General features: G+C 38.5%; 36 protein-coding genes. 31 read left to right on the forward strand and 5 right to left on the reverse strand.

Annotation, left to right across the window (positions count from 1 at the left end; translation table 11 throughout):
• Positions 1–85 precede the first annotated feature (85 nt).
• From D8848_RS05095 to D8848_RS05135, 9 genes are all read left to right on the forward strand, one after another.
• Complete coding sequence (locus D8848_RS05095) at positions 86–1,372, forward strand: peptidase U32 family protein (protein WP_000169065.1); 1,287 nt, start codon at positions 86–88, stop codon at positions 1,370–1,372.
• A 314-nt stretch (positions 1,373–1,686) separates the two neighbouring features.
• The gene (locus tag D8848_RS05100) at positions 1,687–1,887 is read left to right on the forward strand and encodes a F0F1 ATP synthase subunit C (RefSeq protein WP_001054560.1); all 201 of its coding nucleotides are present in this window, start codon (positions 1,687–1,689) and stop codon (positions 1,885–1,887) included.
• Between the two features lie 33 nt (positions 1,888–1,920).
• Complete coding sequence (gene atpB / locus D8848_RS05105) at positions 1,921–2,631, forward strand: F0F1 ATP synthase subunit A (RefSeq protein WP_000392870.1); 711 nt, start codon at positions 1,921–1,923, stop codon at positions 2,629–2,631.
• Between the two features lie 13 nt (positions 2,632–2,644).
• Entirely contained in the window at positions 2,645–3,139 is a 495-nt protein-coding gene (gene atpF / locus D8848_RS05110; RefSeq protein ID WP_020902744.1) for a F0F1 ATP synthase subunit B, read from the forward strand.
• Positions 3,139–3,675: a F0F1 ATP synthase subunit delta gene (locus tag D8848_RS05115; protein ID WP_125443078.1), complete on the forward strand. Its 537-nt coding sequence runs from the start codon at positions 3,139–3,141 to the stop codon at positions 3,673–3,675. The genes atpF and D8848_RS05115 overlap by 1 nt, the downstream gene beginning before the upstream one ends.
• Before the next feature lie 14 nt (positions 3,676–3,689).
• Positions 3,690–5,195 (forward strand): F0F1 ATP synthase subunit alpha, encoded by a 1,506-nt coding sequence (gene atpA, locus D8848_RS05120; RefSeq protein WP_000996632.1) that lies wholly within the window; start codon positions 3,690–3,692, stop codon positions 5,193–5,195.
• Positions 5,196–5,210: 15 nt separating this feature from the next.
• On the forward strand, positions 5,211–6,089 hold the full coding sequence (locus D8848_RS05125; protein ID WP_125443079.1) for a F0F1 ATP synthase subunit gamma: 879 nt from the start codon (positions 5,211–5,213) through the stop codon (positions 6,087–6,089).
• Between the two features lie 85 nt (positions 6,090–6,174).
• Positions 6,175–7,581 carry a F0F1 ATP synthase subunit beta gene (gene atpD / locus D8848_RS05130; RefSeq protein WP_049547270.1) on the forward strand — a complete coding sequence of 469 codons (1,407 nt, stop codon included), beginning with the start codon at positions 6,175–6,177 and terminating at the stop codon, positions 7,579–7,581.
• A 10-nt stretch (positions 7,582–7,591) separates the two neighbouring features.
• Complete coding sequence (locus tag D8848_RS05135) at positions 7,592–8,011, forward strand: F0F1 ATP synthase subunit epsilon (RefSeq protein ID WP_000068037.1); 420 nt, start codon at positions 7,592–7,594, stop codon at positions 8,009–8,011.
• A gap of 44 nt (positions 8,012–8,055) precedes the next feature.
• On the opposite strand, the gene D8848_RS05140 is transcribed toward D8848_RS05135, so the two are convergent.
• Positions 8,056–9,069, reverse strand: coding sequence for a lactonase family protein (locus D8848_RS05140; protein ID WP_125443080.1), 1,014 nt, complete (start codon positions 9,067–9,069; stop codon positions 8,056–8,058).
• A 176-nt stretch (positions 9,070–9,245) separates the two neighbouring features.
• On the opposite strand from D8848_RS05140, the gene D8848_RS05145 reads away from it, so the two are divergent.
• The 3 genes from D8848_RS05145 to D8848_RS05155 all read left to right on the forward strand — a co-directional run bounded on the left by D8848_RS05145 (position 9,246) and on the right by D8848_RS05155 (position 13,779).
• Positions 9,246–11,276, forward strand: coding sequence for a peptide ABC transporter substrate-binding protein (locus tag D8848_RS05145; RefSeq protein WP_125443081.1), 2,031 nt, complete (start codon positions 9,246–9,248; stop codon positions 11,274–11,276).
• A 117-nt stretch (positions 11,277–11,393) separates the two neighbouring features.
• Positions 11,394–12,560, forward strand: a complete 1,167-nt coding sequence (locus D8848_RS05150; protein ID WP_125443082.1) for an AI-2E family transporter — start codon at positions 11,394–11,396, stop codon at positions 12,558–12,560.
• Entirely contained in the window at positions 12,550–13,779 is a 1,230-nt protein-coding gene (locus D8848_RS05155; RefSeq protein WP_185756852.1) for a tetratricopeptide repeat protein, read from the forward strand. Before D8848_RS05150 ends, D8848_RS05155 begins: the two co-directional genes overlap by 11 nt.
• A 197-nt stretch (positions 13,780–13,976) precedes the next feature.
• On the opposite strand, the gene D8848_RS05160 is transcribed toward D8848_RS05155, so the two are convergent.
• The 3 genes from D8848_RS05160 to D8848_RS05170 form a co-directional block, all read right to left on the reverse strand.
• Positions 13,977–15,122, reverse strand: a complete 1,146-nt coding sequence (locus tag D8848_RS05160) for a site-specific integrase (protein ID WP_125443083.1) — start codon at positions 15,120–15,122, stop codon at positions 13,977–13,979.
• A gap of 161 nt (positions 15,123–15,283) precedes the next feature.
• Complete coding sequence (locus D8848_RS05165) at positions 15,284–16,174, reverse strand: HIRAN domain-containing protein (protein ID WP_125443084.1); 891 nt, start codon at positions 16,172–16,174, stop codon at positions 15,284–15,286.
• Positions 16,175–16,186: 12 nt separating this feature from the next.
• Positions 16,187–16,942: a LexA family transcriptional regulator gene (locus D8848_RS05170; protein WP_125443085.1), complete on the reverse strand. Its 756-nt coding sequence runs from the start codon at positions 16,940–16,942 to the stop codon at positions 16,187–16,189.
• 173 nt (positions 16,943–17,115) lie between these two features.
• Here D8848_RS05170 and D8848_RS05175 point away from each other — a divergent pair, with 173 nt between their 5' ends.
• Entirely contained in the window at positions 17,116–17,322 is a 207-nt protein-coding gene (locus D8848_RS05175) for a helix-turn-helix transcriptional regulator (protein ID WP_050216445.1), read from the forward strand.
• Positions 17,323–17,343: 21 nt separating this feature from the next.
• Positions 17,344–17,484, forward strand: a complete 141-nt coding sequence (locus tag D8848_RS10760; RefSeq protein WP_185756853.1) for a hypothetical protein — start codon at positions 17,344–17,346, stop codon at positions 17,482–17,484.
• Here D8848_RS10760 and D8848_RS05180 read toward each other — a convergent pair.
• A complete protein-coding gene (locus D8848_RS05180) occupies positions 17,458–17,838 on the reverse strand; it encodes a DUF2513 domain-containing protein (RefSeq protein WP_125443086.1) in 381 nt (126 codons plus the stop codon). The two genes, D8848_RS10760 and D8848_RS05180, sit on opposite strands and share 27 nt — an antisense overlap.
• Before the next feature lie 49 nt (positions 17,839–17,887).
• Between D8848_RS05180 and D8848_RS05185 the strand changes: the two genes are divergently transcribed.
• The 17 genes from D8848_RS05185 to D8848_RS05255 all read left to right on the forward strand — a co-directional run bounded on the left by D8848_RS05185 (position 17,888) and on the right by D8848_RS05255 (position 24,799).
• Complete coding sequence (locus D8848_RS05185) at positions 17,888–18,601, forward strand: ORF6C domain-containing protein (protein WP_125443087.1); 714 nt, start codon at positions 17,888–17,890, stop codon at positions 18,599–18,601.
• Positions 18,602–18,611: 10 nt separating this feature from the next.
• Positions 18,612–18,938 (forward strand): hypothetical protein, encoded by a 327-nt coding sequence (locus tag D8848_RS05190; RefSeq protein ID WP_125443088.1) that lies wholly within the window; start codon positions 18,612–18,614, stop codon positions 18,936–18,938.
• A 148-nt stretch (positions 18,939–19,086) separates the two neighbouring features.
• Positions 19,087–19,377: a hypothetical protein gene (locus tag D8848_RS05195; protein ID WP_020903598.1), complete on the forward strand. Its 291-nt coding sequence runs from the start codon at positions 19,087–19,089 to the stop codon at positions 19,375–19,377.
• A gap of 11 nt (positions 19,378–19,388) precedes the next feature.
• Entirely contained in the window at positions 19,389–19,724 is a 336-nt protein-coding gene (locus tag D8848_RS05200; RefSeq protein WP_125443089.1) for a hypothetical protein, read from the forward strand.
• Between the two features lie 12 nt (positions 19,725–19,736).
• Complete coding sequence (locus tag D8848_RS05205; RefSeq protein ID WP_125443090.1) at positions 19,737–20,075, forward strand: hypothetical protein; 339 nt, start codon at positions 19,737–19,739, stop codon at positions 20,073–20,075.
• Positions 20,068–20,880: a phage replisome organizer N-terminal domain-containing protein gene (locus D8848_RS05210; protein WP_125443091.1), complete on the forward strand. Its 813-nt coding sequence runs from the start codon at positions 20,068–20,070 to the stop codon at positions 20,878–20,880. Before D8848_RS05205 ends, D8848_RS05210 begins: the two co-directional genes overlap by 8 nt.
• Entirely contained in the window at positions 20,868–21,026 is a 159-nt protein-coding gene (locus D8848_RS10765; RefSeq protein ID WP_185756854.1) for a hypothetical protein, read from the forward strand. Before D8848_RS05210 ends, D8848_RS10765 begins: the two co-directional genes overlap by 13 nt.
• Positions 21,020–21,790 carry an ATP-binding protein gene (locus D8848_RS05215; protein WP_125443092.1) on the forward strand — a complete coding sequence of 257 codons (771 nt, stop codon included), beginning with the start codon at positions 21,020–21,022 and terminating at the stop codon, positions 21,788–21,790. The genes D8848_RS10765 and D8848_RS05215 overlap by 7 nt, the downstream gene beginning before the upstream one ends.
• Positions 21,791–21,804: 14 nt before the next feature.
• A complete protein-coding gene (locus tag D8848_RS11025) occupies positions 21,805–21,999 on the forward strand; it encodes a hypothetical protein (RefSeq protein WP_125443093.1) in 195 nt (64 codons plus the stop codon).
• Complete coding sequence (locus tag D8848_RS10905; protein ID WP_125443094.1) at positions 21,999–22,226, forward strand: hypothetical protein; 228 nt, start codon at positions 21,999–22,001, stop codon at positions 22,224–22,226. The genes D8848_RS11025 and D8848_RS10905 overlap by 1 nt, the downstream gene beginning before the upstream one ends.
• Positions 22,227–22,340: 114 nt before the next feature.
• Positions 22,341–22,529, forward strand: coding sequence for a hypothetical protein (locus D8848_RS05230; protein WP_125443095.1), 189 nt, complete (start codon positions 22,341–22,343; stop codon positions 22,527–22,529).
• The gene (locus D8848_RS05235) at positions 22,522–22,932 is read left to right on the forward strand and encodes a DUF1642 domain-containing protein (protein ID WP_125443096.1); all 411 of its coding nucleotides are present in this window, start codon (positions 22,522–22,524) and stop codon (positions 22,930–22,932) included. Before D8848_RS05230 ends, D8848_RS05235 begins: the two co-directional genes overlap by 8 nt.
• The gene (locus tag D8848_RS05240) at positions 22,929–23,456 is read left to right on the forward strand and encodes a DUF1642 domain-containing protein (protein ID WP_125443097.1); all 528 of its coding nucleotides are present in this window, start codon (positions 22,929–22,931) and stop codon (positions 23,454–23,456) included. Before D8848_RS05235 ends, D8848_RS05240 begins: the two co-directional genes overlap by 4 nt.
• A complete protein-coding gene (locus tag D8848_RS10770; protein WP_185756855.1) occupies positions 23,453–23,611 on the forward strand; it encodes a hypothetical protein in 159 nt (52 codons plus the stop codon). Before D8848_RS05240 ends, D8848_RS10770 begins: the two co-directional genes overlap by 4 nt.
• Positions 23,611–24,087 carry a class I SAM-dependent methyltransferase gene (locus D8848_RS05245; RefSeq protein ID WP_125443098.1) on the forward strand — a complete coding sequence of 159 codons (477 nt, stop codon included), beginning with the start codon at positions 23,611–23,613 and terminating at the stop codon, positions 24,085–24,087. Before D8848_RS10770 ends, D8848_RS05245 begins: the two co-directional genes overlap by 1 nt.
• Positions 24,084–24,344: a DUF1372 family protein gene (locus D8848_RS05250; protein ID WP_125443099.1), complete on the forward strand. Its 261-nt coding sequence runs from the start codon at positions 24,084–24,086 to the stop codon at positions 24,342–24,344. Before D8848_RS05245 ends, D8848_RS05250 begins: the two co-directional genes overlap by 4 nt.
• Positions 24,344–24,799 carry a hypothetical protein gene (locus tag D8848_RS05255; RefSeq protein ID WP_020903586.1) on the forward strand — a complete coding sequence of 152 codons (456 nt, stop codon included), beginning with the start codon at positions 24,344–24,346 and terminating at the stop codon, positions 24,797–24,799. The genes D8848_RS05250 and D8848_RS05255 overlap by 1 nt, the downstream gene beginning before the upstream one ends.
• The last annotated feature ends 5 nt before the right edge of the window (positions 24,800–24,804 follow it).

A 24,804-nucleotide genomic window follows, 5' to 3' on the forward strand; every position in this document is an offset into this window, starting at 1 on the left:
TCTGTCTAGGCTTGATTTTATGGCTTATTTACTATAAAATGAGAAGGAAAAACGTCAAACTTTTATATTGCAAATAGGAGAAAACATGACAAAAACATTAAAACGTCCAGAGGTTTTATCACCTGCAGGGACTTTAGAGAAGCTAAAGGTAGCTGTTCAATATGGAGCAGATGCTGTCTTTATCGGTGGTCAGGCCTATGGCCTTCGTAGCCGTGCCGGAAACTTTACTTTCGAACAGATGGAAGAAGGTGTCCAGTTTGCGGCCAAGTATGGTGCTAAGGTTTATGTGGCTGCCAATATGGTTATGCACGAAGGAAATGAGGCTGGTGCTGGTGAGTGGTTCCGTAAACTACGTGATATCGGAATCGCGGCAGTTATCGTGTCTGACCCAGCCTTGATTATGATTGCAGCGACTGAAGCGCCTGGTCTTGAAATCCACCTCTCTACCCAAGCAAGTGCGACTAACTATGAAACACTTGAGTTCTGGAAAGAACTAGGTTTAACTCGTGTCGTTTTGGCGCGTGAGGTTTCAATGGAAGAATTGGCAGAAATTCGCAAACGTACAGATGTTGAGATTGAAGCCTTTGTTCATGGAGCCATGTGTATTTCTTACTCTGGTCGTTGTACTCTTTCAAACCACATGAGTATGCGTGATGCTAACCGTGGTGGTTGCTCTCAGTCTTGTCGTTGGAAGTACGACCTTTACGATATGCCATTTGGGAAGGAACGTAAGAGTCTTAAAGGTGAAATTCCTGAAGAATTTTCAATGTCAGCCGTTGATATGTCCATGATTGACCATATCCCAGATATGATTGAAAACGGTGTGGACAGTCTCAAGATTGAAGGACGTATGAAGTCTATTCACTACGTATCAACAGTAACAAACTGCTACAAGGCAGCTGTTGATGCTTATCTAGAAAGTCCAGAGAAGTTTGAAGCTATCAAGCAGGACTTGATTGATGAAATGTGGAAGGTTGCCCAACGTGAATTAGCAACAGGTTTCTACTATGGTACACCATCTGAAAATGAGCAGTTGTTTGGTGCTCGTCGTAAAATTCCTGAGTATAAGTTTGTCGCTGAAGTGGTTTCTTACGATGATGCGACACAAACAGCAACCATTCGCCAACGGAACGTCATTAACGAAGGGGACCAAGTTGAGTTTTATGGCCCAGGTTTCCGTCATTTTGAGACTTATATCGAAGATTTGCATGATGCTAAAGGAAATAAGATCGATCGCGCTCCAAATCCAATGGAACTATTGACTATCAAGGTTCCACAACCTGTTCAAGCTGGAGATATGGTTCGAGCTCTCAAAGAAGGTCTCATCAATCTTTATAAGGAAGATGGAACCAGCGTCACAGTTCGTGCTTAATAAATATGTAGGGGACGAAAGCTTTCTAGTTGCTTTCCCTTTAATCCTATTTACTAAAAGAACATTAGGTTAAAAAAATATATTAATTTCCATCCGAGATTTCATCTCGGATTTTTTCATTATTTTTCAGAAAGACCTAGATAATAGACGGATTTATTACAAGTTTTTTCCAAAATTTTCTATATAATAGACTTAAAAATAGTAAAATTGTAAATAATTTTCATTAAACGCTTTCAATGTTAGTAAAAAGTTGACAAATCCAATTTTTAGGACTAAACTAAGTAAGTAAATTTTAATTAAAAGGAGAATTCGTCATGAATTTAACATTTTTCGGTCTATGTCTTGCCTGTATGGGTGTATCTCTTGGTGAAGGTATGTTGATGAACGGTTTGTTGAAATCAGTTGCTCGCCAACCAGATATCATCTCAGAACTACGTAGTTTGATGATCCTAGGGGTTGCCTTTATTGAAGGTACTTTCTTCGTTACTCTTGTCTTTTCATTTATCATCAAATAAAAGAAGTATAAATTGAAAAAGGGAGGATTTTAGATGGAAGAAAGTATTAATCCAACCATCAATATTGGTCCTGTTACCTTTAATTTAACCATAGTAGTTTTGACTTTGTTGACTGTAGCACTTATTTTTGGCTTTATTTATTGGGCAACTCGAAATATGACTTTGAGACCCACAGGAAAACAAAATGTATTAGAGTATTTATTTGATTTTGTTGTTGGATTTACAAAATCAAACCTTGGTCCAATGATAAAGGATTATTCTCTCTTTTATTTCTGTTTATTCCTATTTATGGCCATTGCAAATAATATTGGCTTAATGGCTAGAATTCAGACTACAGATGGTGTAAATCTTTGGACCTCACCAACAGCAAATTTGTCATTTGACTTGGTCTTGTCTTTTACAATTATCTTAATGACTCACGTAGAAGGAATTCGTCGTCGTGGAATCAAAAAGTATTTAAAAGCATTTGTAACACCAGGTTTTATGACACCAATGAATCTCTTGGAAGAAGTTACCAATCTCCTTTCACTTGCATTGCGGGTCTTTGGTAATATCTTTGCAGGGGAAGTGATGGCAAGTATGTTAGTCCTACTTTCTCATCAGGCCTTCTATTGGTATCCTATTGCTTTTGGAACAAATCTAATCTGGACTGCATTTTCTGTTTTTATTTCTTGTGTACAAGCATATGTATTTACATTGTTATCTTCAATGTACCTAGGAAATAAAATTAATGATGAAGAATAGAAAGGAGTAGTTTATGAATGTAACAGTAGGTGAATTACTTGGTGATTTTATACTAATCGCTGGTTCCTTTATTCTCTTGCTAGTCTTGGTTAAGAAATATGCTTGGTCAAATTTGGCTAGCATTTTCGAACAAAGAGCAGAAAAAATTGCAGCAGATATTGACGGAGCTGAACAAGCACGTCAAAAAGCAGAAGTATTGGCTCAAAAACGCGAAGATGAATTGGCTGGTAGCCGTAAAGAAGCTAAGACAATCATCGAGAATGCGAAAGAAACAGCTGAGAAAAGTAAAGCTAGTATTTTAGCAGATGCTAAGCTAGAAGCAGGACGCTTGAAAGAAAAAGCGAACCAAGAAATTGCTCAAAATAAAGCTGAAGCTTTACAAAGCGTTAAGGGTGAGGTAGCAGATTTGACAATCAGCTTGGCTGGTAAAATCATCTCACAAAACCTTGACGGTCATGCCCATAAAGAACTTATTGATCAGTATATCGATCAGTTAGGAGAAGCTTAATGGACAAGAAAACAGTAAAGGTAATTGAAAAATACAGCATGCCTTTTGTCCAATTGGTTATAGAAAAAGGAGAAGAAGACCGTATCTTTTCAGACTTAGCTCAAATCAAGCAAGTTGCTGAAGAAACAGCCTTTCCTTCTTTTTTAAAAAAAGTGGCAGTAGACGAGTCTGACAAGGAAAAAACAATTACTTTCTTCCAAGATTCAGTGTCACCTTTATTGCAAAACTTTATCCAGGTTCTTATCTACAATCACAGAGCAAATCTTTTTTATGATATTCTTGTAGATTGCTTGAACCGACTTGAAAAAGAAACAAATCGATTTGAAGTGACGATTACTTCAGCTCATCCTTTAACTGATGAACAGAAGAGCCGCTTGCTCCCTTTGATTGAGAAAAAAATGTCTCTTAAAGTAAGGAGTGTAAAAGAACAAATCGATGAAAGTCTTATTGGTGGTTTTGTCATTTTTGCCAATCACAAGACAATTGATGTGAGTATTAAACAACAACTTAAAGTTGTTAAAGAAAATTTGAAATAGAAAGTGGTGTTCTTTTGGCAATTAACGCACAAGAAATCAGCGCTTTAATTAAGCAACAAATTGAAAATTTCAAACCCAATTTTGATGTGACTGAAACAGGTGTTGTAACCTATATCGGGGACGGTATCGCGCGTGCTCACGGCCTTGAAAATGCCATGAGTGGAGAGTTGTTGATTTTTGAAAACGGCTCTTATGGTATGGCTCAAAACTTGGAGTCAACAGACGTTGGTATTATCATCCTAGGTGACTTTACAGATATCCGTGAAGGCGATACAATCCGCCGTACAGGGAAAATCATGGAAGTCCCAGTAGGTGAAAGTCTGATTGGTCGTGTTGTGGACCCACTTGGTCGTCCAGTTGACGGTCTTGGAGAAATCTACACTGATAAAACTCGTCCAGTAGAAGCACCAGCTCCTGGTGTTATGCAACGTAAGTCTGTATCAGAACCATTGCAAACTGGTTTGAAAGCTATTGACGCCCTTGTACCGATTGGTCGTGGTCAACGTGAGTTGATTATCGGTGACCGTCAGACAGGGAAAACAACCATTGCGATTGATACAATCTTGAACCAAAAAGGTCAAGATATGATCTGTATCTACGTAGCGATTGGACAAAAAGAATCAACAGTTCGTACGCAAGTAGAAACACTACGTCAGTACGGTGCCTTGGACTACACAATCGTTGTGACAGCCTCTGCTTCACAACCATCTCCATTGCTTTTCCTAGCTCCTTATGCTGGGGTTGCCATGGCGGAAGAATTTATGTACCAAGGTAAGCATGTTTTGATCGTTTATGATGATTTATCAAAACAAGCGGTAGCTTATCGTGAACTGTCACTCTTGCTTCGTCGTCCTCCAGGTCGTGAAGCTTTCCCAGGGGATGTTTTCTACCTTCACAGCCGTTTGCTTGAGCGCTCAGCTAAAGTTTCTGATGAACTTGGTGGTGGATCAATTACTGCCCTACCATTTATCGAGACACAAGCAGGAGATATCTCTGCCTATATCGCAACCAACGTGATTTCAATCACTGATGGACAAATCTTCCTTGGTGATGGTCTCTTCAATGCGGGTATTCGTCCAGCCATCGATGCGGGTTCATCTGTATCTCGTGTAGGTGGTTCTGCACAAATCAAAGCCATGAAAAAGGTTGCTGGTACACTTCGTATCGACCTTGCTTCATACCGTGAGTTGGAAGCCTTCACTAAGTTTGGTTCTGACTTGGATGCGGCAACACAGGCTAAGTTGAACCGTGGACGTCGTACAGTTGAAGTCTTGAAACAACCTGTTCACAAACCATTACCTGTTGAGAAACAAGTAACCATTCTCTATGCTTTGACACATGGTTTCTTGGATACTGTTCCAGTAGATGATATTGTTCGTTTCGAGGAAGAGTTCCATGCCTTCTTTGATGCTCAACATCCAGAGATTTTGGAAACCATTCGTGATACAAAAGACTTGCCAGAAGAAGCAGTCTTGGATGCTGCGATTACAGAGTTTCTCAATCAAACCAGCTTCCAATAAGAATAGAGGTGTCAGATGGCAGTATCTCTAAATGATATTAAAACAAAAATCGCCTCAACAAAAAATACGAGTCAAATCACAAATGCCATGCAGATGGTATCAGCTGCTAAGCTAGGTCGTTCTGAAGAAGCTGCTCGCAACTTCCAAGTTTATGCTCAGAAAGTTCGTAAACTTTTGACGGATATTCTTCATGGGAATGGAGCTGGTAGTTCAACCAATCCGATGTTGATTAGCCGTCCAGTTAAGAAGACAGGCTATATCGTCATTACATCAGACCGAGGTTTGGTTGGAGGTTATAATTCTTCTATTTTGAAAGCCGTTATGGAGCTGAAAGAAGAATACCATCCAGATGGTCAAGGTTTTGAAATGATCTGTATTGGTGGAATGGGAGCTGATTTCTTTAAAGCTCGTGGTATTCAACCACTTTATGAACTACGTGGCTTGGCAGATCAACCAAGCTTTGATGAAGTTCGTAAGATTATTTCAAAAACTGTTGAAATGTACCAAAATGAACTTTTTGATGAACTCTATGTCTGCTATAACCACCATGTCAATACGCTAACCAGTCAAATGCGTGTGGAGCAAATGCTTCCGATTGTTGACTTGGATCCAAATGAAGCGGATGACAGTTACAGTTTGACCTTTGAGTTGGAAACTAGTCGAGAAGAAATTTTGGAGCAGTTGTTGCCTCAATTTGCAGAAAGTATGATTTATGGTGCTATTATCGATGCTAAGACAGCTGAAAATGCTGCTGGTATGACAGCCATGCAAACAGCGACAGATAATGCTAAGAAAGTCATTAATGATTTGACAATTCAGTATAACCGTGCCAGACAGGCGGCGATTACACAAGAAATTACAGAAATCGTAGCAGGAGCTAGTGCCTTAGAATAGGCACTAGTCCAGCTCGTATGAAAATGAACTTAGGACCTAGTTAAGCTAGGGACCGACAGTATCTTATATAGAATAGGAGAAGGAGATGAGTTCAGGTAAAATTGCTCAGGTTATCGGTCCCGTTGTAGACGTCTTGTTTGCAGCAGGGGAAAAACTTCCTGAGATTAACAATGCACTTGTCGTCTACAAAAATGACGAAAGAAAAACAAAAATCGTCCTTGAAGTAGCCTTGGAGTTGGGAGATGGTATGGTCCGTACTATCGCCATGGAATCAACAGATGGTTTGACTCGTGGAATGGAAGTATTGGACACAGGTCGTCCAATCTCTGTACCAGTAGGTAAAGAAACTTTGGGACGTGTCTTCAATGTTTTGGGAGATACCATTGACTTGGAAGTTCCTTTTACAGAAGATGCAGAGCGTCAGCCAATTCATAAAAAAGCTCCAACTTTTGATGAGTTGTCTACCTCTTCTGAAATCCTTGAAACAGGGATTAAGGTTATCGATCTTCTTGCCCCTTATCTTAAAGGTGGTAAGGTTGGACTTTTCGGTGGTGCCGGAGTTGGTAAAACTGTCTTGATTCAAGAGTTGATTCATAACATTGCCCAAGAACACGGTGGTATTTCAGTATTTACCGGTGTTGGGGAACGTACTCGTGAAGGGAACGACCTTTACTGGGAAATGAAAGAATCAGGTGTTATCGAGAAAACAGCCATGGTATTTGGTCAGATGAATGAGCCACCAGGAGCACGTATGCGTGTTGCCCTTACTGGTTTGACAATCGCTGAATACTTCCGTGATGTGGAAGGCCAAGACGTGCTTCTCTTTATCGATAATATCTTCCGTTTCACTCAGGCTGGTTCAGAAGTATCTGCCCTTTTGGGTCGTATGCCATCAGCCGTTGGTTACCAACCAACACTTGCTACGGAAATGGGTCAATTGCAAGAGCGTATTACATCAACTAAAAAGGGTTCTGTAACCTCTATCCAGGCTATCTATGTGCCAGCGGATGACTATACTGACCCAGCGCCAGCAACAGCCTTCGCTCATTTGGACTCAACAACTAACTTGGAACGTAAGTTGGTACAATTGGGTATCTACCCAGCCGTTGACCCACTTGCTTCAAGCTCACGTGCCTTGGCACCTGAAATCGTTGGAGAAGAGCACTATGCAGTTGCTGCTGAAGTAAAACGCGTTCTTCAACGTTACCATGAATTGCAAGATATCATTGCTATCCTTGGTATGGATGAGCTTTCTGATGAAGAAAAGACCTTGGTTGCTCGTGCCCGTCGTATCCAGTTCTTCTTGTCACAAAACTTCAACGTTGCGGAACAATTCACTGGTCAGCCAGGTTCTTATGTTCCAGTTGCTGAAACTGTTCGTGGCTTTAAGGAAATCCTTGATGGTAAACACGACCACTTGCCAGAAGATGCCTTCCGTGGGGTTGGTTCTATCGAAGATGTGATTGCAAAAGCTGAAAAAATGGGATTTTAAGAGGTGATCTATGGCTCAGTTAACTGTCCAGATCGTGACACCAGATGGTCTCGTCTATGATCACCATGCCAGCTTTGTATCAGTTCGAACTCTGGATGGTGAGATGGGAATCTTGCCACGACATGAAAATATGATTGCAGTTTTAGCAGTTGATGAGGTTAAGGTTAAACGTGTAGATGATGAAAATCACGTGAACTGGATTGCAGTGAACGGAGGCGTTATCGAAGTTGCTAATGGTGTTATCACAATCGTTGCTGACTCTGCAGAACGGGCTCGTGATATCGACGTTAGTCGTGCAGAACGTGCCAAACTTCGAGCAGAGCGTGAAATTGAAGAAGCACAAGACAAACACTTGATTGACCAAGAACGTCGTGCGAAGATTGCACTGCAACGTGCCATTAACCGTATTAATGTCGGAAATAGACTATAAGAAAAAAATGAACTTGAGTTACCAAGTTCATTTTTTATGTTTTCTTAAGGGGCAAAACTGATGCAGACTGCTTCTGGGACATGAAAGTCATTAGAAAGTTCTGCTAGACGTCCAGTTTCAGAATTGCGTTTAAAGACGGTTGCATTGTCAGAGTCTTGATGGACAGCAATGACAAATTCTTGGTCTGGTGTCAAATCAAAATCACGTGGAGTCTGACCATGTGTCGGAACGATTTCTAACAACTCTAAGCTACCGTCCGCAAGGATTGTATATACTACGATAGAATCATGACCACGGTTAGAGGCGTAGAGGTATTTACCATCTTTAGAGAGACGAATGGCAGCAGTACCATTAAAGCCTTCATAACCGTCTGGTAGAGTTGAAATGACTTGCATGCGTTCAAATTCGCCAACACCATCGTAGATTAGAACCTCGATAGTGCTATTGAGTTCACAAATGAGATAAGCGATTTTATAATGGTTATGGAAAATAATATGGCGTGAGCCTGCTCCTGGCTGGCTATGATAGGTATAGAGCTTAGATAATTTTCCTTCTGAATCAAAATCATAAGTGATAACTTGGTCTGTTCCCAAGTCGCAGGTCACTAGATAGTGGTCAGGTGTTAAATCTGTATAGTGAACATGTGGAGAAGCTTGATTTTCATGTGGACCTTGGCCACTGTGTTGATCAACATCACTAAGTAGAAGACGACCATCTTCCTGACGTTTATAAACAAGGACCTGTCCCTTGTGGTAATTTGCCGCGTAAACCAAATCACGCTTTTCATCAACGGCAACATAACAGTGGGGGGCTCCCTCTTCAACGACGTGATTTAATAAGTTACCATTAGTTTGATAGGCTGCAATTCCCCCCTTATCGTCTTGACTACCAACAGTGTATAAATGTTGGTGCTGGTCAAAGGCAAGGTAGGTTGGACTTGGCTCAGTAGCAAAAAGTTCTAGATTTGAAAGCTGACCAGTTTCTGTATCGAAGTCTGCCTTGTAAATCCCTTGGGAAGTACGACGTGTATAAGTTCCAAAATAAACAGTTTCTTTCATAACTTTACCTCTATATAAAGATAAGACTATTATATCACAAAAATGCTACTATGAAGAAATCAAGATTAGCAAGAGCTTTACCTAATTCTTTTGATGATAATATTAGAAATGTTTTCATTGATTTACTTAATAAAAGTGCTATAATAATCTTATACAAATTGCAAAGGAGTTTGTTTATGAAAAAACGTGTTTTCTTAGCAGCAGGAGTTGCTGTACTCTCGGCAGCAGTGCTAGTAGCGTGTTCATCTGGTAATGGTAATAAAGAAGCAACTAAAGAAGCAACTAAAGAAGCAACTAAACAAGCAACTAAACAAGCAACTAAACCAGTTACTTATGCCTATGTATTCTCATTAGATCCTGTTACTTTGGATTATACAGTTTCTGGTAATGTCAGCACTAAACAGATTACAGGTAATGTTATTGATGGATTATTAGAAAATGATCAATATGGGAATCTGGTCCCATCAGTTGCAGAAGATTGGACTGTTTCCAAAGATGGTTTGACCTATACCTATAAAATCCGTCAGGGTGTCAAGTGGTATACCAATGAGGGAGAGGAGTATGGTGAAGTTAAGGCTCAGGATTTTGTAACTGGTCTTAAGCATGCAGCTGATAAGAAATCACAGGCTCTCTATTTGGTACAGGATTCTATCAAAGGATTGGATGACTATGTAAATGGGAAAACAACAGATTTCTCAACCGTAGGCGTGAAAGCAACAGATGATTATACTGTTGTTTATACTTTGAACCATCCAGAATCTTTCTGGAATTCAAAAACAACAATGGGAGTCCTTGCTCCCGTGAGTGGAGATTTTTTGGCATCTAAAGGAGATGATTTTGGTAAGGCCACTGATGTAACGAGTATACTATACAATGGGGCATATCTTCTTAAGGGGCTTACTTCGAAATCTTCTATCGAAATGACCAAAAACCAAAATTACTGGGATAAGCAAAATGTCTTTATTGATGATATCAAGTTATCATTCTTTGATGGTCAAGATGCAGACTCTCTAGGACGTGGTTTTGATGAGGGACATTATCCAGCTGCTCCACTCTTTAAAAACTCTGCCAACTATGAACGTCTAAAAGAAAAATACAAGGATAATATTGTATATGGTCAACAAAGAGGTGGCGTATTCTATATGTCTACTAATATTGATCGTGTGTCATACAATCATACTGCTAAAACAAGTGATGTAGAAAAATCCTCTACTAAGAAAGCACTTTTAAACAAAGATTTCCGTCAAGCCTTGGCATTTGCTGCAGATCGTAAAGCAGCTGTTTCTCAGGTGTTTGGGGATGAAGTGGCGCCTCGTAAATTACGTACAAGTTTCACTCCTCCAACATTTGTACAAGTTGGAGACCAATCGTTTGGTCAAGTAACTAAGATAGAATTGGATAAATTGGATAATGTCTGGAAAGATGTCAGTCTTGATGATGCGCAAGATTCACTTCATAACGTAGACAAGGCTAAAGCTAAGTTTGAATCTGCTAAGAAAACTCTTCAAGCTGATGGAGTACAGTTCCCAATTCATTTAGATCTTCCAGTTTCATCGACTCAGACAGATTTTATCCATCAAGCTCAGTCTTATAAACAATCCATTGAAGAAGCCTTGGGCTCTGAAAATGTAGTTGTTGACATTCAACAGGTTTCTGATGATGAATTGGGAAACATGACTGTTCTAGCGACATCAAATAATAATGTTGATTGGGACATTAATGTTAATAGTGGTTGGAGTCCGGATTATGCAGATCCATCAACTTATCTAGATGTATTTGATCCAACTTCAGGTCCAAGTCTCCTCGGCTCTCTTGGTGTAGCACCAGGAACAGACAATCCAGCCATTAAAACAGTTGGATTGGATAAATACAAAGGATTGATTGATGATGCAAATAGTGAAAAAACAGATCTGCAAAAACGTTATTCTAAATATGCTAAGGCGCAAGCTTGGTTAACAGATAGTGCTCTAGTTATTCCTGTACACTCAGACGGTGCCCAAATGTTAGTAACGAAGAAAGTATTAGGTAGTGGTGCTGATGGTTGGATTGGTGACAAAACAGGAGATAACAGTTATAAATATCTTAAACTCCAAGATAAGATTGTCACTTCCAAAGAAATGGATGAGTTCCGCAAGAAATTTGCTGATGAAAAAGGCAAATCCAATGCTGATTATCAGAAGAACTTAGACCGTCATATTCAAGACTAATCGAATCTCCTCTTTTGAGGGGATTTTTTATGTCGCTGTCTCCATGTAAGCACTTTAAAAAAGAGTTATTTTGATTTAAAAATGGTATAATGAGAGAACAATAGAAAGGAAGTATTTATGGAGCAAAAAGAGAAACATTTTAGCTTATCTTGGTTTTTCAAGTGGTTTTTGGATAACAAGGCAATTACGGTATTTTTGGTAACCTTATTATTGGGACTCGATCTGTTTATTTTAAGTAAGATTAGTTTTCTATTTTCACCTGTTTTAGATTTCTTGGCAGTTGTGATGTTGCCAGTCATTCTATCTGGTTTACTATACTATTTATTGAATCCTATTGTTGATTGGATGGAGAAGCATAAGATTAATCGCGTTATCGCAATCAGTATTGTCTTTGTCATCATCGCTCTCTTTATCATTTGGGGCTTGGCAGTAGCCATTCCAAATCTGCAACGTCAGGTTTTAAGTTTTGCAAGGAATGTTCCAGTCTACCTTGAAGATGCTGATCGAGTTATTGATGATTTGGTCACCAAGCGTTTACCAGATGATTTCAGACCTCAGTTAGAACAAGTTTTGACAAACTTCTCAAGTCAGGCTACAGTTTGGGCAAGTAAGGTTTCATCTCAAGCAGTCAACTGGGTGAGCGCCTTTATTAGCGGGGCTTCTCAAGTGATTGTTGCCTTGATTATCGTTCCGTTCATGCTCTTTTATCTCTTACGTGATGGAAAAGGCCTACGTCACTATTTGACCCAATTCATGCCAACGAAATTGAAAGAACCTGTTGGACAAGTTTTATCAGATGTGAACCAGCAGTTGTCCAACTATGTTAGAGGGCAAGTAACAGTAGCTATTATTGTAGCGGTAATGTTTATGATTTTCTTCAAGATTATTGGTCTACGCTATGCAGTTACGTTGGGGGTTACTGCTGGTATTTTAAATCTGGTTCCTTATTTGGGTAGCTTCTTAGCCATGCTTCCTGCCCTAGTATTGGGCTTGATTGCTGGGCCAGTCATGCTTTTGAAAGTTGTGATTGTCTTTATCGTAGAACAAACTATTGAAGGTCGTTTTGTCTCTCCATTGATTTTGGGAAGTCAATTAAACATCCATCCCATTAATGTTCTCTTTGTTTTGTTAACTTCAGGATCCATGTTTGGTATCTGGGGAGTCTTGCTCGGTATTCCAGTTTATGCCTCTGCTAAGGTTGTCATTTCAGCGATTTTCGAATGGTATAAAGTAGTCAGTGGCCTATATGAACTAGAGGGAGAGGAAGTCAAGAGTGAACAATAGTCAACAGATGTTACAGGCTTTGGAAGAGCAAGATTTAACCAAGGCTGAGAACTATTTCGTCAAAGCTTTAGAAAATGATCCAAGTGACCTTCTGTATGAGTTAGCTACTTATCTTGAAGGAATTGGTTTTTATCCTCAGGCAAAGGAAATTTACCTGAAAATTGTAGAAAATTTTCCAGAGGTTAATCTTAATCTAGCAGCTATTGCTAGCGAGGATGGTCAAATCGAAGAAGCCTTTGCTTATCTTGAGGAAATCCAAGCTGACAGTGACTGGTATGTTTCTGCTTTGGCTCTGAAGGCAGACCTTTACCAGTTGGAAGGTTTGACAGATGTGGCGCGTGAGAAACTTCTGGAGGCCTTGACTTACTCAGAAGATCCTCTCTTGATATTGGGCTTAGCAGAGTTGGATAGTGAGTTGGAAAATTATCAAGAGGCCATTCAAGGCTATGCCCAGTTAGATAATCGTACTATTTATGAGCAAACAGGCATTTCCACCTATCAACGGATTGGCTTTGCCTATGCCCAGTTAGGGAAATTTGAAACGGCTACAGAGTTTTTAGAAAAAGCCCTGGAGTTAGAATACGATGACCTAACAGCTTTTGAGTTGGCCAGTCTTTACTTTGATCAAGAAGAATACCAAAAAGCTGTCCTCTACTTTAAGCAACTTGATACCATTTCACCTGATTTTGAAGGATATGAGTATGGTTACAGTCAGGCCTTACATAAGGAACATCAAGTTCAAGAAGCCCTGCGTATCGCTAAGCAAGGGTTGGAGAAAAATCCATTTGAAACTCGTCTCTTACTGGCTGCTTCACAATTTTCTTATGAATTGCATGATGCTAGTGGGGCAGAGAACTACCTCCTTACTGCAAAAGAAGACGCTGAGGATACAGAAGAAATCTTGCTTCGTTTGGCTACTATTTATCTAGAGCAGGAGCGTTATGAGGATATTCTAGATTTGCAGAGCGACGAGCCAGAAAATCTCTTGACCAAATGGATGATTGCTCGTTCTTATCAAGAAATGGACGATTTGGATACTGCCTATGAGCTTTACCAAGAGTTGGCAGGAGATTTAAAGGATAATCCAGAGTTTCTGGAACACTATATCTACCTCTTGCGTGAATTGGGCTACTTTGAGGAAGCAAAAGTCAATGCTCAAGCTTACTTAAAACTGGTTCCAGATGATGTGCAAATGCAAGAACTATTTGAGACATTGTAAGGATATATTTTTAAAACTGTATCTTATCATTTTTGATAGATATAGTTTTTCTTTTTAAAGAGAATTTTTTTACAAAAATTCTTGGTTATTTTGTTTATTTATGCTATAAATGGTACACGGCTTGCTAACCCCTTGAAATCAGTGGGTTTCTGGTGTGTTAACCAAAAGTGAATACGATATTGAATACGACATGATTTTTAGCTTGAGCGGATGAAATCCATGAGCTGGTCAACAACTTCAACACGTTGATTATCATTGATGTGGGTATACATATCAAGAGTAGTTTGAACATTGTTATGCCCCAGTCTATCTGAGACAATCTTAGCTGTGACACCAGCTTCAAAGAGGAGAGAAGCGTGTGTGTGCCTAAAGCCGTGGGGCGTAATTTTTTTAAGCTTATTGTGTTTACAAAAGAATCTTTGAAGCTTTACTTTCATTGCTGCAGTTGAAAGCCAGTCCCCTCTGTTATTCGTAAAGATATAATTTGAATCATGCTGATATGCTATACCAACTTGGAAATATTCTTTTATCTGCTGACGTTTCCAGAGTTTCAATACATTCAGAGTTTCATCATCCAAAGTGATAACCCTCTTACTCCTTTTTGTTTTAGGATCCTGAACAGTCTGTTTTTTTCCAACCACGACAGCTGTTCGAGAAATGCTTAACCGTTTATTTTCAAAGTCGATATCTGACCACATTAGTCCGATAGCTTCTCCGCTTCTCAATCCAGAAAAAGCGAGTAAGTGGAAAAAGGTATAGTCTACAGGGGTACAATCTTCTTTGCAAACTTTAAGAAAATCTGATAACTCCTGTTTGGTATAGTAATTCTCTTTGGTCTTTAAGGGCCTATTTTTAGGCTTGATAATCTTGTCTAAGGGATTTGACTTAATGATGTCAATAGAAGTAGCATACTTGAAAATACGGCTAATGACAGAGTAGTAGTTGGCATAGAGGATATAGCGATTACTTAACTTTATAGCAACCTTCTGACAATAAGCGACACTGATCTGCTGGATTTTCATATCTGTAAAATACAAGTCAATCATAACATCAAGCTTATCCTTGACATTCTGATAGGTTGTGGGTTTTACAGTGTTTTTATAGCTATCAAGCCATAATTCAGCAACTTCAGCGAAAGTAGGGTTCTGGAAATCTTCATTGTTTGAAAAACCATTTTCTTCAACATCTAAGAGAAGGTCACGTTCGGCAGCCTTTGCCTCTTTAATGGTCTTAAAACCACGTCTTGTTGTCCGTTTTTCTTTTCCAGTTGCAGGGTCTATGCCCAGGTATGTTTGAAAGAGATATCTAGTTTCTCCTTTTTTTGTAATATATTTTTTTATCATAAAAAGTCCTTTCTTTTCGATTGCTTGCCCGCATAGTTGAAAAGGTGTAGAACTTATGATAAACTATAGTTGTATTTTTTTATCATATTTTCCATTGCTTGCTTGATGGAAAGTTGAATCCTCACACTCAAAGTTTGGCGATGGAGAGTGTGGGGATTTTTTTATTTTTCAGCTAGATGCCATAATGTTAAATCTAAGTAATAAGTTAGGTCACTTTCTCGAGAAATGACTCGCTCAGTTTCAATATTAAGTGTTTTATAAGGTCCACCTCTACCTGTAAGAATTGCATCATATCTGTAGTTCGGATTAGCTATGTAAGTTGAAATTTGTGCCGCAATAGAAGCTGGTATATATCCAACAAAAATATTATTTACTAAAACTTGAATAGCGTTTTGGTCATGAGGATTTGATGGCTCAGGCAGTAGATGAACATCTACTGTTTTTAATTTATTGTATTTATAAACTGGTTTATATGTTTCAAGCATATAAGATTTTAAACTCTTGTTATCTTTTCCGAAATAGTGAACACCTTCAGAAAGAAAATCAGCAGCAATCTCAGCTTCTTCTTTATGATAATTTGTTCCCATCAACAAGAAGTCTTCATGGAAAATAATTTTATCCACAGATGGATTGCTAGAAGTGACTTTTCGTTTCTTGCTTGAAAAATATTTAATAATAAAAACGAAAAAGTTAACAAGTAGAAGAAGTACACCCAAAGGAGGAACTATGAACAGTAAGATTAAAGAGACAATTAGAAAAATAAATGAACCTCGCTTATTCTTATTAGATGTGTGTTGTCTTGAAGAATCATATTGTAGAGGTTGTTTGTTATTTTTCGCCTTTTTTTTAGATGGTTTAAACAAATCCGAAAGTCCAAAGGTTGTCTTATGATAAACTTTGTTATACATAGCTTTCTTTGGATTTTTAACCCATCCCATCCCTTTCTTACCATATCCAGGGATAATAGCTTTTTTGGCCTGTCTTTTCCATTTGCTAGTTGTTCTAGCTTTTAAACTTCTGGTTAGACTTGGTTTTCTCATTCCAATTTTCATAAGTTTCTCCTTCTAATTTTCAATTGGCATGAAGTTTCCGACTATTTTTCCAATAATTCTCGGATCTTCTTCATATGGTGCAAATTTATCTTTATACTTGCTATTGATAGAGACGAGTCTAAGACCGTCTTTTTCTTTATAGACTTTCTTGATATAAGTTTGGCCATCCCAGTCAACCGCATAAACGGCACCATCGTAGTCAAACCCTGTTTCTTTGATAAGAACAACCTCTCCATTCATATACTTAGGTTCCATGGAATCTCCGAAAACCCAAGAAGCAAAATCGTGGTCTAGGTCTTTGTCATAAAAAACAGTGTCATAGTTCCCATCGTTGAAGTATGAAAATCCAGTACCAGCTGAAAGTTTTTCAAAAACACGGTATTCAAAAAGCTTTTCCTCAATCATAATCACTTTATTATTCTGCTCTTTTAATTGTTCATTAGCATAGTTCAGAACTTTTTGTTTTCTTGGAGTTGACAACTTTACAACTTTTTCAGTAATTTTTTGGACAAGAGGGGAAGTAGGGATTTTTACTTCTTTTACTTCTTGAGTTTTATCTTCTATCAAGTCCGATTTATTAACACCGAAATAGTCCGCAAGTAATTCTATTTTTCCTATCCGAGGATAAGTTATACCCTTTAACCAATCTCTTACAGTAGTGTATTTTAATCCTAAATCAGAACAAAGTTTATTTCTATCAACGTCTCTGCTGGCCATTAACTTTTCCAAGTTCGCAGAGAAAATTTCTTTACTTTTATTATTGCTCATTTGTATCACTCCTTTATATAGTATATATTACGGCAAAAACGCAAAAAAGTAAAGAAAAAAATAAAAAAATACGATAAAAACGCAAAAAACACTTGACATTGCGGTTTAACCGCATTATAATAGAGTCATAGTTGAGTCACTCAATTATAAAAAAAGATAGAAAGGACTGTAAAATGCAGAAAATGACTCTTAAAACATTGAGAACTCTAAAAAATTGGAGACAAGCGGATGCAGCCGAGGCTATTGATGTCTCTGTTGATACTTGGGGAAATTGGGAGCGAGGAAAAACAGAACCTACTGTAACCCAAGCTTATCAAATCGCTACTACTTTTGGTGTGTCTATTGATGACATTATTTTTTTACACGATATTGCGGTTTAACCGCAACTAGGAAGGAACATTATGAACGAATTAAAAATAAGAGAAGATGGTATTTATTTGAATAACCAAAAATTAAAAGGTGTGCAAGCAATCAAAACAAAAAGCACGGCTGAATGCAACCATGCTACTGTCTACTTAAAATTTATTGCCAAGCTGATTTGAAATGAGGTTGGTAATAACTTGTGATGAAATATCTTTAAGGACATCCAGTGAAAAAGAACCAACATTCTTTGCTATATCTTTTGTCCGATTCCAATTGGTATCTTGGCGAATATCATTGATGAACTGATGACCATAAGGAGATAAATCTTGAATTGAGAAACCACCAAAATAATGTTGTACGTCGAGAAATAAGCCACTATGTTCACATTGTCTGACATGATAAAGTAGCTCTTCTTGTGAATATTTTGGAACAAGTTTTTCATATAGTTTATCCTCTGAGACATCATTGGAGTATGTTGAATACTCTTCAACAACAAAAAGGATATCACGGATACAATCAGGATTTAATTTCATCAGAATTACCTCGTTTTATTTTGATTATACCACATTTGAAAGGAACACTATGAACGAAATTTTTAATTTTCACGGGCAGGAAGTCCGTACTTTGACAATTGATGACGAGCCTTGGTTCGTTGGGAAAGATGTTGCAGACATCCTAGGATATAGCAAGGCTAGAAATGCGATTGCTCTTCATGTTGATGAAGATGACGCCCTAAAACAGGGCCTCACAGATAATTTAGGAAGGGTCCAAGAAACTATCATCATCAACGAATCTGGTCTCTACTCTCTTATCTTATCCAGCAAGTTGCCTCAAGCTAAGGAGTTCAAGCGCTGGGTGACTTCAGAGGTCTTGCCAGCTATTCGCAAGCAGGGCGGATTTATCCGCGAGGATTTGGACGAGGATGCCTTTATTGCTTTATTTACTGGACAAAAGAAATTGCGTGAGCAACAAGCGACCATGCTGGAAGATATCGACTACCTTAAGAGTGAGCAACCGATTCATCCAAGCTATGCTCAGTCGCTCCTGAAGAAGCGTAAGGCTAGGGTTGTGGCATGCCTGGGTGGTATCGATAGTCCAGCTTATGCTGATAAGATTTTTGCCCAGTCGGTATTTAGACAAGCTGAGATTGATTTCAAGGACCACTTCAACATTAGTCGCTATGACTTGCTACCAAAGAAGCATGCGGATGCCGCTCTTGCTTACTGGATGACGTGGGAGCCAAGCACTAATACCAAGATGAAGATTATGGAACTGAACGCTTTTAGTCAAGCGTAGGGAGGGAAAAATGAGACCAAGACGATATCCGTATAGTGGGAAAAAAGAGTCCACCTTTGTAAAGGCAGACCCAAAGTTGGTGCAAAGTTTCTCAAAAAATACTAGTTTTCTTGAGCGTTTACAGAAAAAGCCTATCAATTTCGGATTTAATTATAGCAGAAAGATAGACAGAAAAAATAGAAAGGAAGACAGAGGGATGGCAAAACTGAAGATTTATTTAAGAAGTACTTCTGTAGATGAAGCTATTGGAAAAATAGCTCGCATTAAAGAAGCACATCCAGAAGATGTGCTCCAAATAGATGTTACGATTCTGGATGATCGTCTTTTAAATTCGTAACAGTTTCATAGAATCGCTTGTAGAATTGTTCAATGGCTTCTTCTGTTAATCCAGAAAAAGCACCTGACGGCAATCAGGCGCATACTTAAACAATTTAGACCATTATATCACAAAAATGCTTGCCCGCATAGTTGAGAGGATGTAGAAAATGGAAGGTATAACGTTACAATTACGATTGGACGGCGAAAGTGCTGAATTGTTCACAAACCAATTACTAGCCTTTGCTGAAAAGCAAGTCAAGGAGCAGTTAGAGAATGATCGCATGCCAATCAATCAACAAGCTTTGATGAAGAAGTTCGGCTTTACTCATGGCTATATCAAAAAGTTAGAACGTAAAGGATTAAGATTTCGTAAGCAAGGAAAAGATATTATGTACGATGTCAATGATGTTTATGAAATTTTGGAATTAGAGAAAGAAGTACGAAAATTAAGAGCATAAGGAGATAAAAAATGTTTGAACCACCGATTTTAGACCAGTTAATGGGTGTTGGAGCCTTGCTGATTGGATTTGCAGGGCTTTGCCGTCATATCAAATTGCAAGAGGAGCGTAAGGAAAAAGAAAGACGAGAAGAGCAAGAATTTGCGTCTATGATTATCCAAGTGCGTAATCATGCATATGAACGTGGTAGAGAGGACAAATGGCAAGAAATTCGCAAGAATATTCAGCGAGAGTTTAAAGGCTTCACCTACGACAACGAACCGCCTACAGGCTTGCGTTCAGAACATCTAGGCTTGCGCCAAGAACCTCTGGCATTACCAGAGCCTAAAATGCACATCTTGAAGTGAGGAGGTCAAGAAATGGAAAGATTGATTCAATGGCTGGATGACCAGATTATGTATATCAAAGAAGCGATAGAAAAGGGATCAGCTAACAGACATTTTATTACGATTTGGGAATATAATCATAAAAATCTATTATTAGTCAAAGAATACATAACTGACTATGAAAAATTAACCAAGGACTATGAAAAAATTGTTAAGGATTTTGAAAAACTAACAAAAGACTATCATGATGTGGTCTCTCAAAATCGTCTGATCAAGCTTGAAAAACTAGAGTTAGAAGGCAGGTATATCTATGAGGATATGCGGATGAAGTACCGTGCGAATCGGAGGAAGTGGGGCGCTCGGTATGTCTGAAATCAAGTGGATTAAAATCACAACCGATATTTTTGACGATGAAAAGATTTGCCTGATTGATGCCTTACCTGATCCTGATGCCATCTTAGTGATATGGTTCAAGATTTTGACACTTGCTGGAAAACATAACAGTAATGGTTTGCTGATGATGACTGATAAGGTTCACTATACAGATGAAATGTTAGCTACTATTTTTCGTAGACCATTGAATACAGTAAGAATGGCTATTGGAATCTTTGAACAGTTCGGGATGATTGAGATTATCGATGGAATCATTAGCTTGCCAAATTGGGAAAAACATCAAAACGTTGATGGAATGGAGAAAATCAAGGAACAGACACGTAACCGTGTAGCCAAATACCGTAAAAAACAGAAAAATCTTGCTCTTGGTAACGTTACAGGTAACGTTACAGTAACGGACGGTAACGCACTAGAAGAAGATGAAGATAAGAATAAGAATAGATTAGATGAAGATAAGAATAAGAATAGAATAACTACTACTACTAGTAGTAGTGGTAGTGAAGAAAATATCTTAGAACTTTTTCAATCTGAATTTCGTAGGCTCTTATCTGGGTTTGAGATTGAAGAAATCAACCATCTACTAAATGAGAATGATGGGGATTTGGTAAAGGAAGCACTGAAGATTGCTATCAACTCTGGAAAACCCAACATCAAATATATAGGTGGGATTTTAAGAAATTGGCAAATGAACAATGTCACGACTGTTGAGCAGGTTCGTCAATCAGAAAAGAAGAACAAGGATAAGAAAGAAGAACAGGAGGCCAAGGACGAATGGGGGTACTAGAACTAATTGAACAATTCGAGATTGACTATTATCCGTTGAGCTACGAGAAGAAAACTCTTTTAGCAGACCAACCAATTCATCAAGTGGTTGCATGCTTGTCTGAAATGGCTAGCTGGAATGAATGCGGAGGTCGTCTGTCATGGTAGACAATGTACTTGAGGAAGTTGCCTTATCTTATCGCAGGAATACAGAACAACAGGAAGAGCTTTGCGAAAAGCACAACATTCCTTTGATAAAAATATTGAGGACTGAAAGTGTTGTGTGTCGTATGTGTGAATCTGAACGGATCCATGAGGAGAATCAAGCAAGAGTGAATGAACTGGCCGACGCTGAGAGTGAGCGAGAAAGGAAGTACTATCTAGAAAAGTTCTCTCTTTACGATGAGGTTTTGAAAAATGCGACTTTGGACAATTTTGAGACCCCAACCGAAAATGAAGCGGAAAAGCTAGCTTTTGCAAAGAGGATTTGTCGCGAGTGGTCTGAGGGTGCTAGGAACAACATCGTGTTACAAGGAGAAGCTGGAACAGGTAAGAGCCATTTGGCTTTTGCTATGGTAAAAGCTTTATCTGAGTACACGAAAGAGATTGCTATTTTCATCAACGTGACTGACTTGTTAATGAAAATCAAGGCGGACTTTAGTCAGGAAGAGTTTCTGGTCAATAAAATTGCGAGTGCCAAGTTTTTGGTCTTGGATGATTTGGGGATGGAAAAGGATAGTGAGTGGTCGTTTACTATTCTCTACAATATCCTGAATAAGCGCTCAAATACAATTATTACCACGAATTTGATTTCTGCTGATATTCAGAAAAGGTATGGCAGACCCTTTATGTCCAGACTGATGAAGGGTGTTGATAAAGACCATTTGATGGTTTTCAATGATTTGACAAATAAGCGAAAGCAATATTTTTAGAATGGAGGTGGCTGATGTTTGTCTTAAAACATGGGGCAAGAGAAGATAAGCCGTTTCTGAGGTCCGCAGTTATCGGAGTGACTGGCTTGGATATTTCGTGTTCCGAGGAGAAGAAAGCCATGCGGTTTATCTCTCGGGCGGCAGCCTTACAGGTTGGTAAAGCATTGAGGAGTTCCTTTGGGAACTTCTACCCTGTCGAGGTGGAGTGATGTTAGAGCTTTATTTCGTCTACAACGGGCACTGTAAGTTTTTCCTTGGGAGGTTTGACAATGTCGATGATCTTATTGAGCATATGAAAGACCATCAGTGGGCTTTCTCAGGTATTAGCAGACCAAAATTCAAGAAACACATCGTAAAAGACGATGTGAGGTTTGATTATGGTGCTGTAGATTGCTATTACTTAGCAACAAAATCAACGTGCCGCGAACCACGTTAAAAGCGAGCTAGAATATGCGTCAGACTTGGACGAATGACGTATAAAGAATTTGCTAGCTCTTGTGTCTTTGAGCCATGAGGGGCAAGAGCTGGATTTTTATAAACAGGATAAACCATGGAATATAGCAAACAAACAGTAATCGACGGATTAAAACGCACAATCGAGCAAAACGAAGAGAAGATAATCGAGTATTCAAAGCCGTGCGATTCACGTAAGAGACGCATTAGAGCGCTGGAGCGCGATTTGTTGAAGAAAAAGAATAAAGAGTTAAGAAAGAAAATAAAGGAGTTGGAAGATGAATAAAGAAGAATTAGTAACTATACCAAAAGAAGTAGGAGAGTTTATCACGCACCAAAAAGCAAAAGGGAAAAACTTTTTTACATCACTTGAAAATCTAAAGTATGAACTTGAAATCTTAATGTGGATCACGAAGGATGATAATGGAGATAAGTTTTTGAGTGCATGGGTCAACGGCTTTAATGTTGAGCTTGAAACGCTTTACCAAGTTCGTTTCAAAGGCTTGAAAAAATTGAAAGACGGATATGATTACTTGAATTACAATAAAAAGCAAGACGAATGGCTTTTCATGAGTAAGCACGAAGTAGGAGAATTCCGCACAAAGCATACACGCAAAGAGCTTGAAGAAGCAGGATTTGGAGAAGTATTCACTAGCAAACTTTTTGAAGTTAAGGAGGTGGAGGGATGAATAAGCAGGAATTGATTGTTTATTGTAACGACTTAAAAGAAAGTAAAAGTAGATTTATCAATTGTATTGATGTAGACAGAATCATCGAAACAATCAAACAGCTAGACGAACCAGAGAAAGTCAAAGTTCCGCAGTGTGTGGAGGATTGGATTGAGAAATGTAAAAATAATTTTGGTTTTAATTTAAAAAGCGCTATGAATATAAATACCATCTTACATTACTCAGATGACTGTCACAAGATGATAGATTGGATTAAGGTTAATAGCAACCAAGAACTCTTCGCTCGTGCATGGCTTGACGGCTACGAGGTCGAGAAAGAAAAAAGGTATATAGTTAGAATTAAAGGAGTTGTAGAAGATAGTGCATACTTGAAACACCAGCTACAAAATAATCATTGGTACTATGGGAGCTTAACAGAATGTAGTTTATTTAGTCCATATCACACAAAGAAAGAACTAGAAGAAGCTGACTTCGGCTGGGTATTCGATTGTGAGGGGATTGAGATTGAGGAGGTGGAAGAATGAGCCTTACGCTAAATAGCACAATTGGAGACTTAGTTTTGGCAATCGGAGAAATTATCGTTGAGTCTGACGGTAAAACCACTACAGCGATACTGGAGATACCCGATCAAAGCTTTTACTTAGAAATTGCAGTTAAATCAAAAGAGGAGGTTGGGTGATGGGAGATATACGAATACTAGACGCTTGTTGTGGTAGTCGTATGTTTTGGTTTGATAAAAATGAAAGTCATACAACATTCATGGACATCAGGCAAGAAAAATTTGAAATACATGGGAAAAAGGTAAACGTAAACCCTGACGTTGTCGGAGATTTCCGTGATATGCCATTTGATGATGAAACATTTAATCTAGTAGTATTTGATCCGCCACATTTGAAATGGGCAGGTCAAAACTCAATTATGCGATCACAATATGGCCAGCTGGACAAAGTTACCTGGTCGGAAGATTTAGCCAAGGGTTTTGAAGAATGTATGAGAGTTCTAAAAATTGGAGGTACTCTAGTTTTTAAATGGTCTGATTGTCAAATCAACGTTAAAGAAGTTCTTAAATCTATACCTTGTAAACCATTGTTTGGGCAACAAAGAGGTACTACGCATTGGATGACGTTTATGAAATTCGAGGAGGCAACAGAATGAAACGATTCATAGCTATTTGGATTTTGCTATCTGCTGGATTGAATATTTGGCAGAGCATCCACATTAAAAAACTAGAAGAAAAGCGCCCAATTATCGTCTATAGAGCTGATAACGCAGGCGCAGAGATATTCGGTAAGGTCGTCGAGAAAGGGCGACATGGGAAGCTATACACGCTTACGATACGTGACTACGGGATGTTCGTGGTTACGAAGGACGTGTATGACAAGGTGAAGATAGGAGATGAGGTTTTATTATAATGGACGATATTTTACAAGCTTTAGCAAAAATGCTAAATATGACAGTTGATGAAGTAAGCTCTTTGCTTACGACATTTAAAGGGAATGCACCACAGATTTACGAACAGCTTATGAGAGAATGGACTTTGTACAATGTACTTGATAATACCTCTATAGCTATGATTTTGCTTAGTGCTATCCTAACAGGAGTTCTTGTGTATGTAGTAGTTCGAATCAAGGTAGATTCCGATAGTTTGAGTTATAGGTATATTCCAGAAGGTTTTACTAAGCTTGAATATGCAGAGAAACTTACAAAGGAGAACCTTAAAAACTCTAAAGGAACTATAAAAAAGCTAATTGTTGGTATTACACTAGCATTGATATTGGCTTTTGCTTCCAATATTGGTCGGTATCTTGTAGCACCAAACTACTTATTTATCGTAAATGAAATTGTACCAAAACTGACAAATAGATAGGAGTT

Source organism: Streptococcus mitis (genome assembly GCF_003942775.1).
GTDB lineage: Bacteria > Bacillota > Bacilli > Lactobacillales > Streptococcaceae > Streptococcus > Streptococcus mitis_CN.

What these genes read in the sequence shown, in the direction of transcription:
- D8848_RS05205 (WP_125443090.1), top strand. Translation starts at nt 19,737, where the DNA reads ATGGAAAGATTGATTCAATGGCTGGATGACCAGATTATGTATATCAAA.
- D8848_RS10760 (WP_185756853.1), top strand. Translation starts at nt 17,344, where the DNA reads ATGAACGAATTAAAAATAAGAGAAGATGGTATTTATTTGAATAACCAA.
- D8848_RS05215 (WP_125443092.1), top strand. Translation starts at nt 21,020, where the DNA reads ATGGTAGACAATGTACTTGAGGAAGTTGCCTTATCTTATCGCAGGAAT.
- D8848_RS05240 (WP_125443097.1), top strand. Translation starts at nt 22,929, where the DNA reads ATGAATAAGCAGGAATTGATTGTTTATTGTAACGACTTAAAAGAAAGT.
- D8848_RS05115 (WP_125443078.1), top strand. Translation starts at nt 3,139, where the DNA reads ATGGACAAGAAAACAGTAAAGGTAATTGAAAAATACAGCATGCCTTTT.
- D8848_RS05095 (WP_000169065.1), top strand. Translation starts at nt 86, where the DNA reads ATGACAAAAACATTAAAACGTCCAGAGGTTTTATCACCTGCAGGGACT.
- atpD (WP_049547270.1), top strand. Translation starts at nt 6,175, where the DNA reads ATGAGTTCAGGTAAAATTGCTCAGGTTATCGGTCCCGTTGTAGACGTC.
- D8848_RS05145 (WP_125443081.1), top strand. Translation starts at nt 9,246, where the DNA reads ATGAAAAAACGTGTTTTCTTAGCAGCAGGAGTTGCTGTACTCTCGGCA.
- D8848_RS05135 (WP_000068037.1), top strand. Translation starts at nt 7,592, where the DNA reads ATGGCTCAGTTAACTGTCCAGATCGTGACACCAGATGGTCTCGTCTAT.
- D8848_RS05195 (WP_020903598.1), top strand. Translation starts at nt 19,087, where the DNA reads ATGGAAGGTATAACGTTACAATTACGATTGGACGGCGAAAGTGCTGAA.
- atpF (WP_020902744.1), top strand. Translation starts at nt 2,645, where the DNA reads ATGAATGTAACAGTAGGTGAATTACTTGGTGATTTTATACTAATCGCT.
- D8848_RS05210 (WP_125443091.1), top strand. Translation starts at nt 20,068, where the DNA reads ATGTCTGAAATCAAGTGGATTAAAATCACAACCGATATTTTTGACGAT.
- D8848_RS05165 (WP_125443084.1), bottom strand. Translation starts at nt 16,174, where the DNA reads ATGAAAATTGGAATGAGAAAACCAAGTCTAACCAGAAGTTTAAAAGCT.
- D8848_RS10770 (WP_185756855.1), top strand. Translation starts at nt 23,453, where the DNA reads ATGAGCCTTACGCTAAATAGCACAATTGGAGACTTAGTTTTGGCAATC.
- atpB (WP_000392870.1), top strand. Translation starts at nt 1,921, where the DNA reads ATGGAAGAAAGTATTAATCCAACCATCAATATTGGTCCTGTTACCTTT.
- D8848_RS05185 (WP_125443087.1), top strand. Translation starts at nt 17,888, where the DNA reads ATGAACGAAATTTTTAATTTTCACGGGCAGGAAGTCCGTACTTTGACA.
- D8848_RS11025 (WP_125443093.1), top strand. Translation starts at nt 21,805, where the DNA reads ATGTTTGTCTTAAAACATGGGGCAAGAGAAGATAAGCCGTTTCTGAGG.
- D8848_RS05235 (WP_125443096.1), top strand. Translation starts at nt 22,522, where the DNA reads ATGAATAAAGAAGAATTAGTAACTATACCAAAAGAAGTAGGAGAGTTT.
- D8848_RS05245 (WP_125443098.1), top strand. Translation starts at nt 23,611, where the DNA reads ATGGGAGATATACGAATACTAGACGCTTGTTGTGGTAGTCGTATGTTT.
- D8848_RS05250 (WP_125443099.1), top strand. Translation starts at nt 24,084, where the DNA reads ATGAAACGATTCATAGCTATTTGGATTTTGCTATCTGCTGGATTGAAT.
- D8848_RS05150 (WP_125443082.1), top strand. Translation starts at nt 11,394, where the DNA reads ATGGAGCAAAAAGAGAAACATTTTAGCTTATCTTGGTTTTTCAAGTGG.
- D8848_RS05140 (WP_125443080.1), bottom strand. Translation starts at nt 9,069, where the DNA reads ATGAAAGAAACTGTTTATTTTGGAACTTATACACGTCGTACTTCCCAA.
- D8848_RS05255 (WP_020903586.1), top strand. Translation starts at nt 24,344, where the DNA reads ATGGACGATATTTTACAAGCTTTAGCAAAAATGCTAAATATGACAGTT.
- D8848_RS05170 (WP_125443085.1), bottom strand. Translation starts at nt 16,942, where the DNA reads ATGAGCAATAATAAAAGTAAAGAAATTTTCTCTGCGAACTTGGAAAAG.
- D8848_RS05160 (WP_125443083.1), bottom strand. Translation starts at nt 15,122, where the DNA reads ATGATAAAAAAATATATTACAAAAAAAGGAGAAACTAGATATCTCTTT.
- D8848_RS05190 (WP_125443088.1), top strand. Translation starts at nt 18,612, where the DNA reads ATGAGACCAAGACGATATCCGTATAGTGGGAAAAAAGAGTCCACCTTT.
- D8848_RS10765 (WP_185756854.1), top strand. Translation starts at nt 20,868, where the DNA reads ATGGGGGTACTAGAACTAATTGAACAATTCGAGATTGACTATTATCCG.
- D8848_RS05230 (WP_125443095.1), top strand. Translation starts at nt 22,341, where the DNA reads ATGGAATATAGCAAACAAACAGTAATCGACGGATTAAAACGCACAATC.
- D8848_RS05180 (WP_125443086.1), bottom strand. Translation starts at nt 17,838, where the DNA reads ATGAAATTAAATCCTGATTGTATCCGTGATATCCTTTTTGTTGTTGAA.
- D8848_RS05200 (WP_125443089.1), top strand. Translation starts at nt 19,389, where the DNA reads ATGTTTGAACCACCGATTTTAGACCAGTTAATGGGTGTTGGAGCCTTG.
- D8848_RS05175 (WP_050216445.1), top strand. Translation starts at nt 17,116, where the DNA reads ATGCAGAAAATGACTCTTAAAACATTGAGAACTCTAAAAAATTGGAGA.
- D8848_RS10905 (WP_125443094.1), top strand. Translation starts at nt 21,999, where the DNA reads ATGTTAGAGCTTTATTTCGTCTACAACGGGCACTGTAAGTTTTTCCTT.
- D8848_RS05125 (WP_125443079.1), top strand. Translation starts at nt 5,211, where the DNA reads ATGGCAGTATCTCTAAATGATATTAAAACAAAAATCGCCTCAACAAAA.
- D8848_RS05100 (WP_001054560.1), top strand. Translation starts at nt 1,687, where the DNA reads ATGAATTTAACATTTTTCGGTCTATGTCTTGCCTGTATGGGTGTATCT.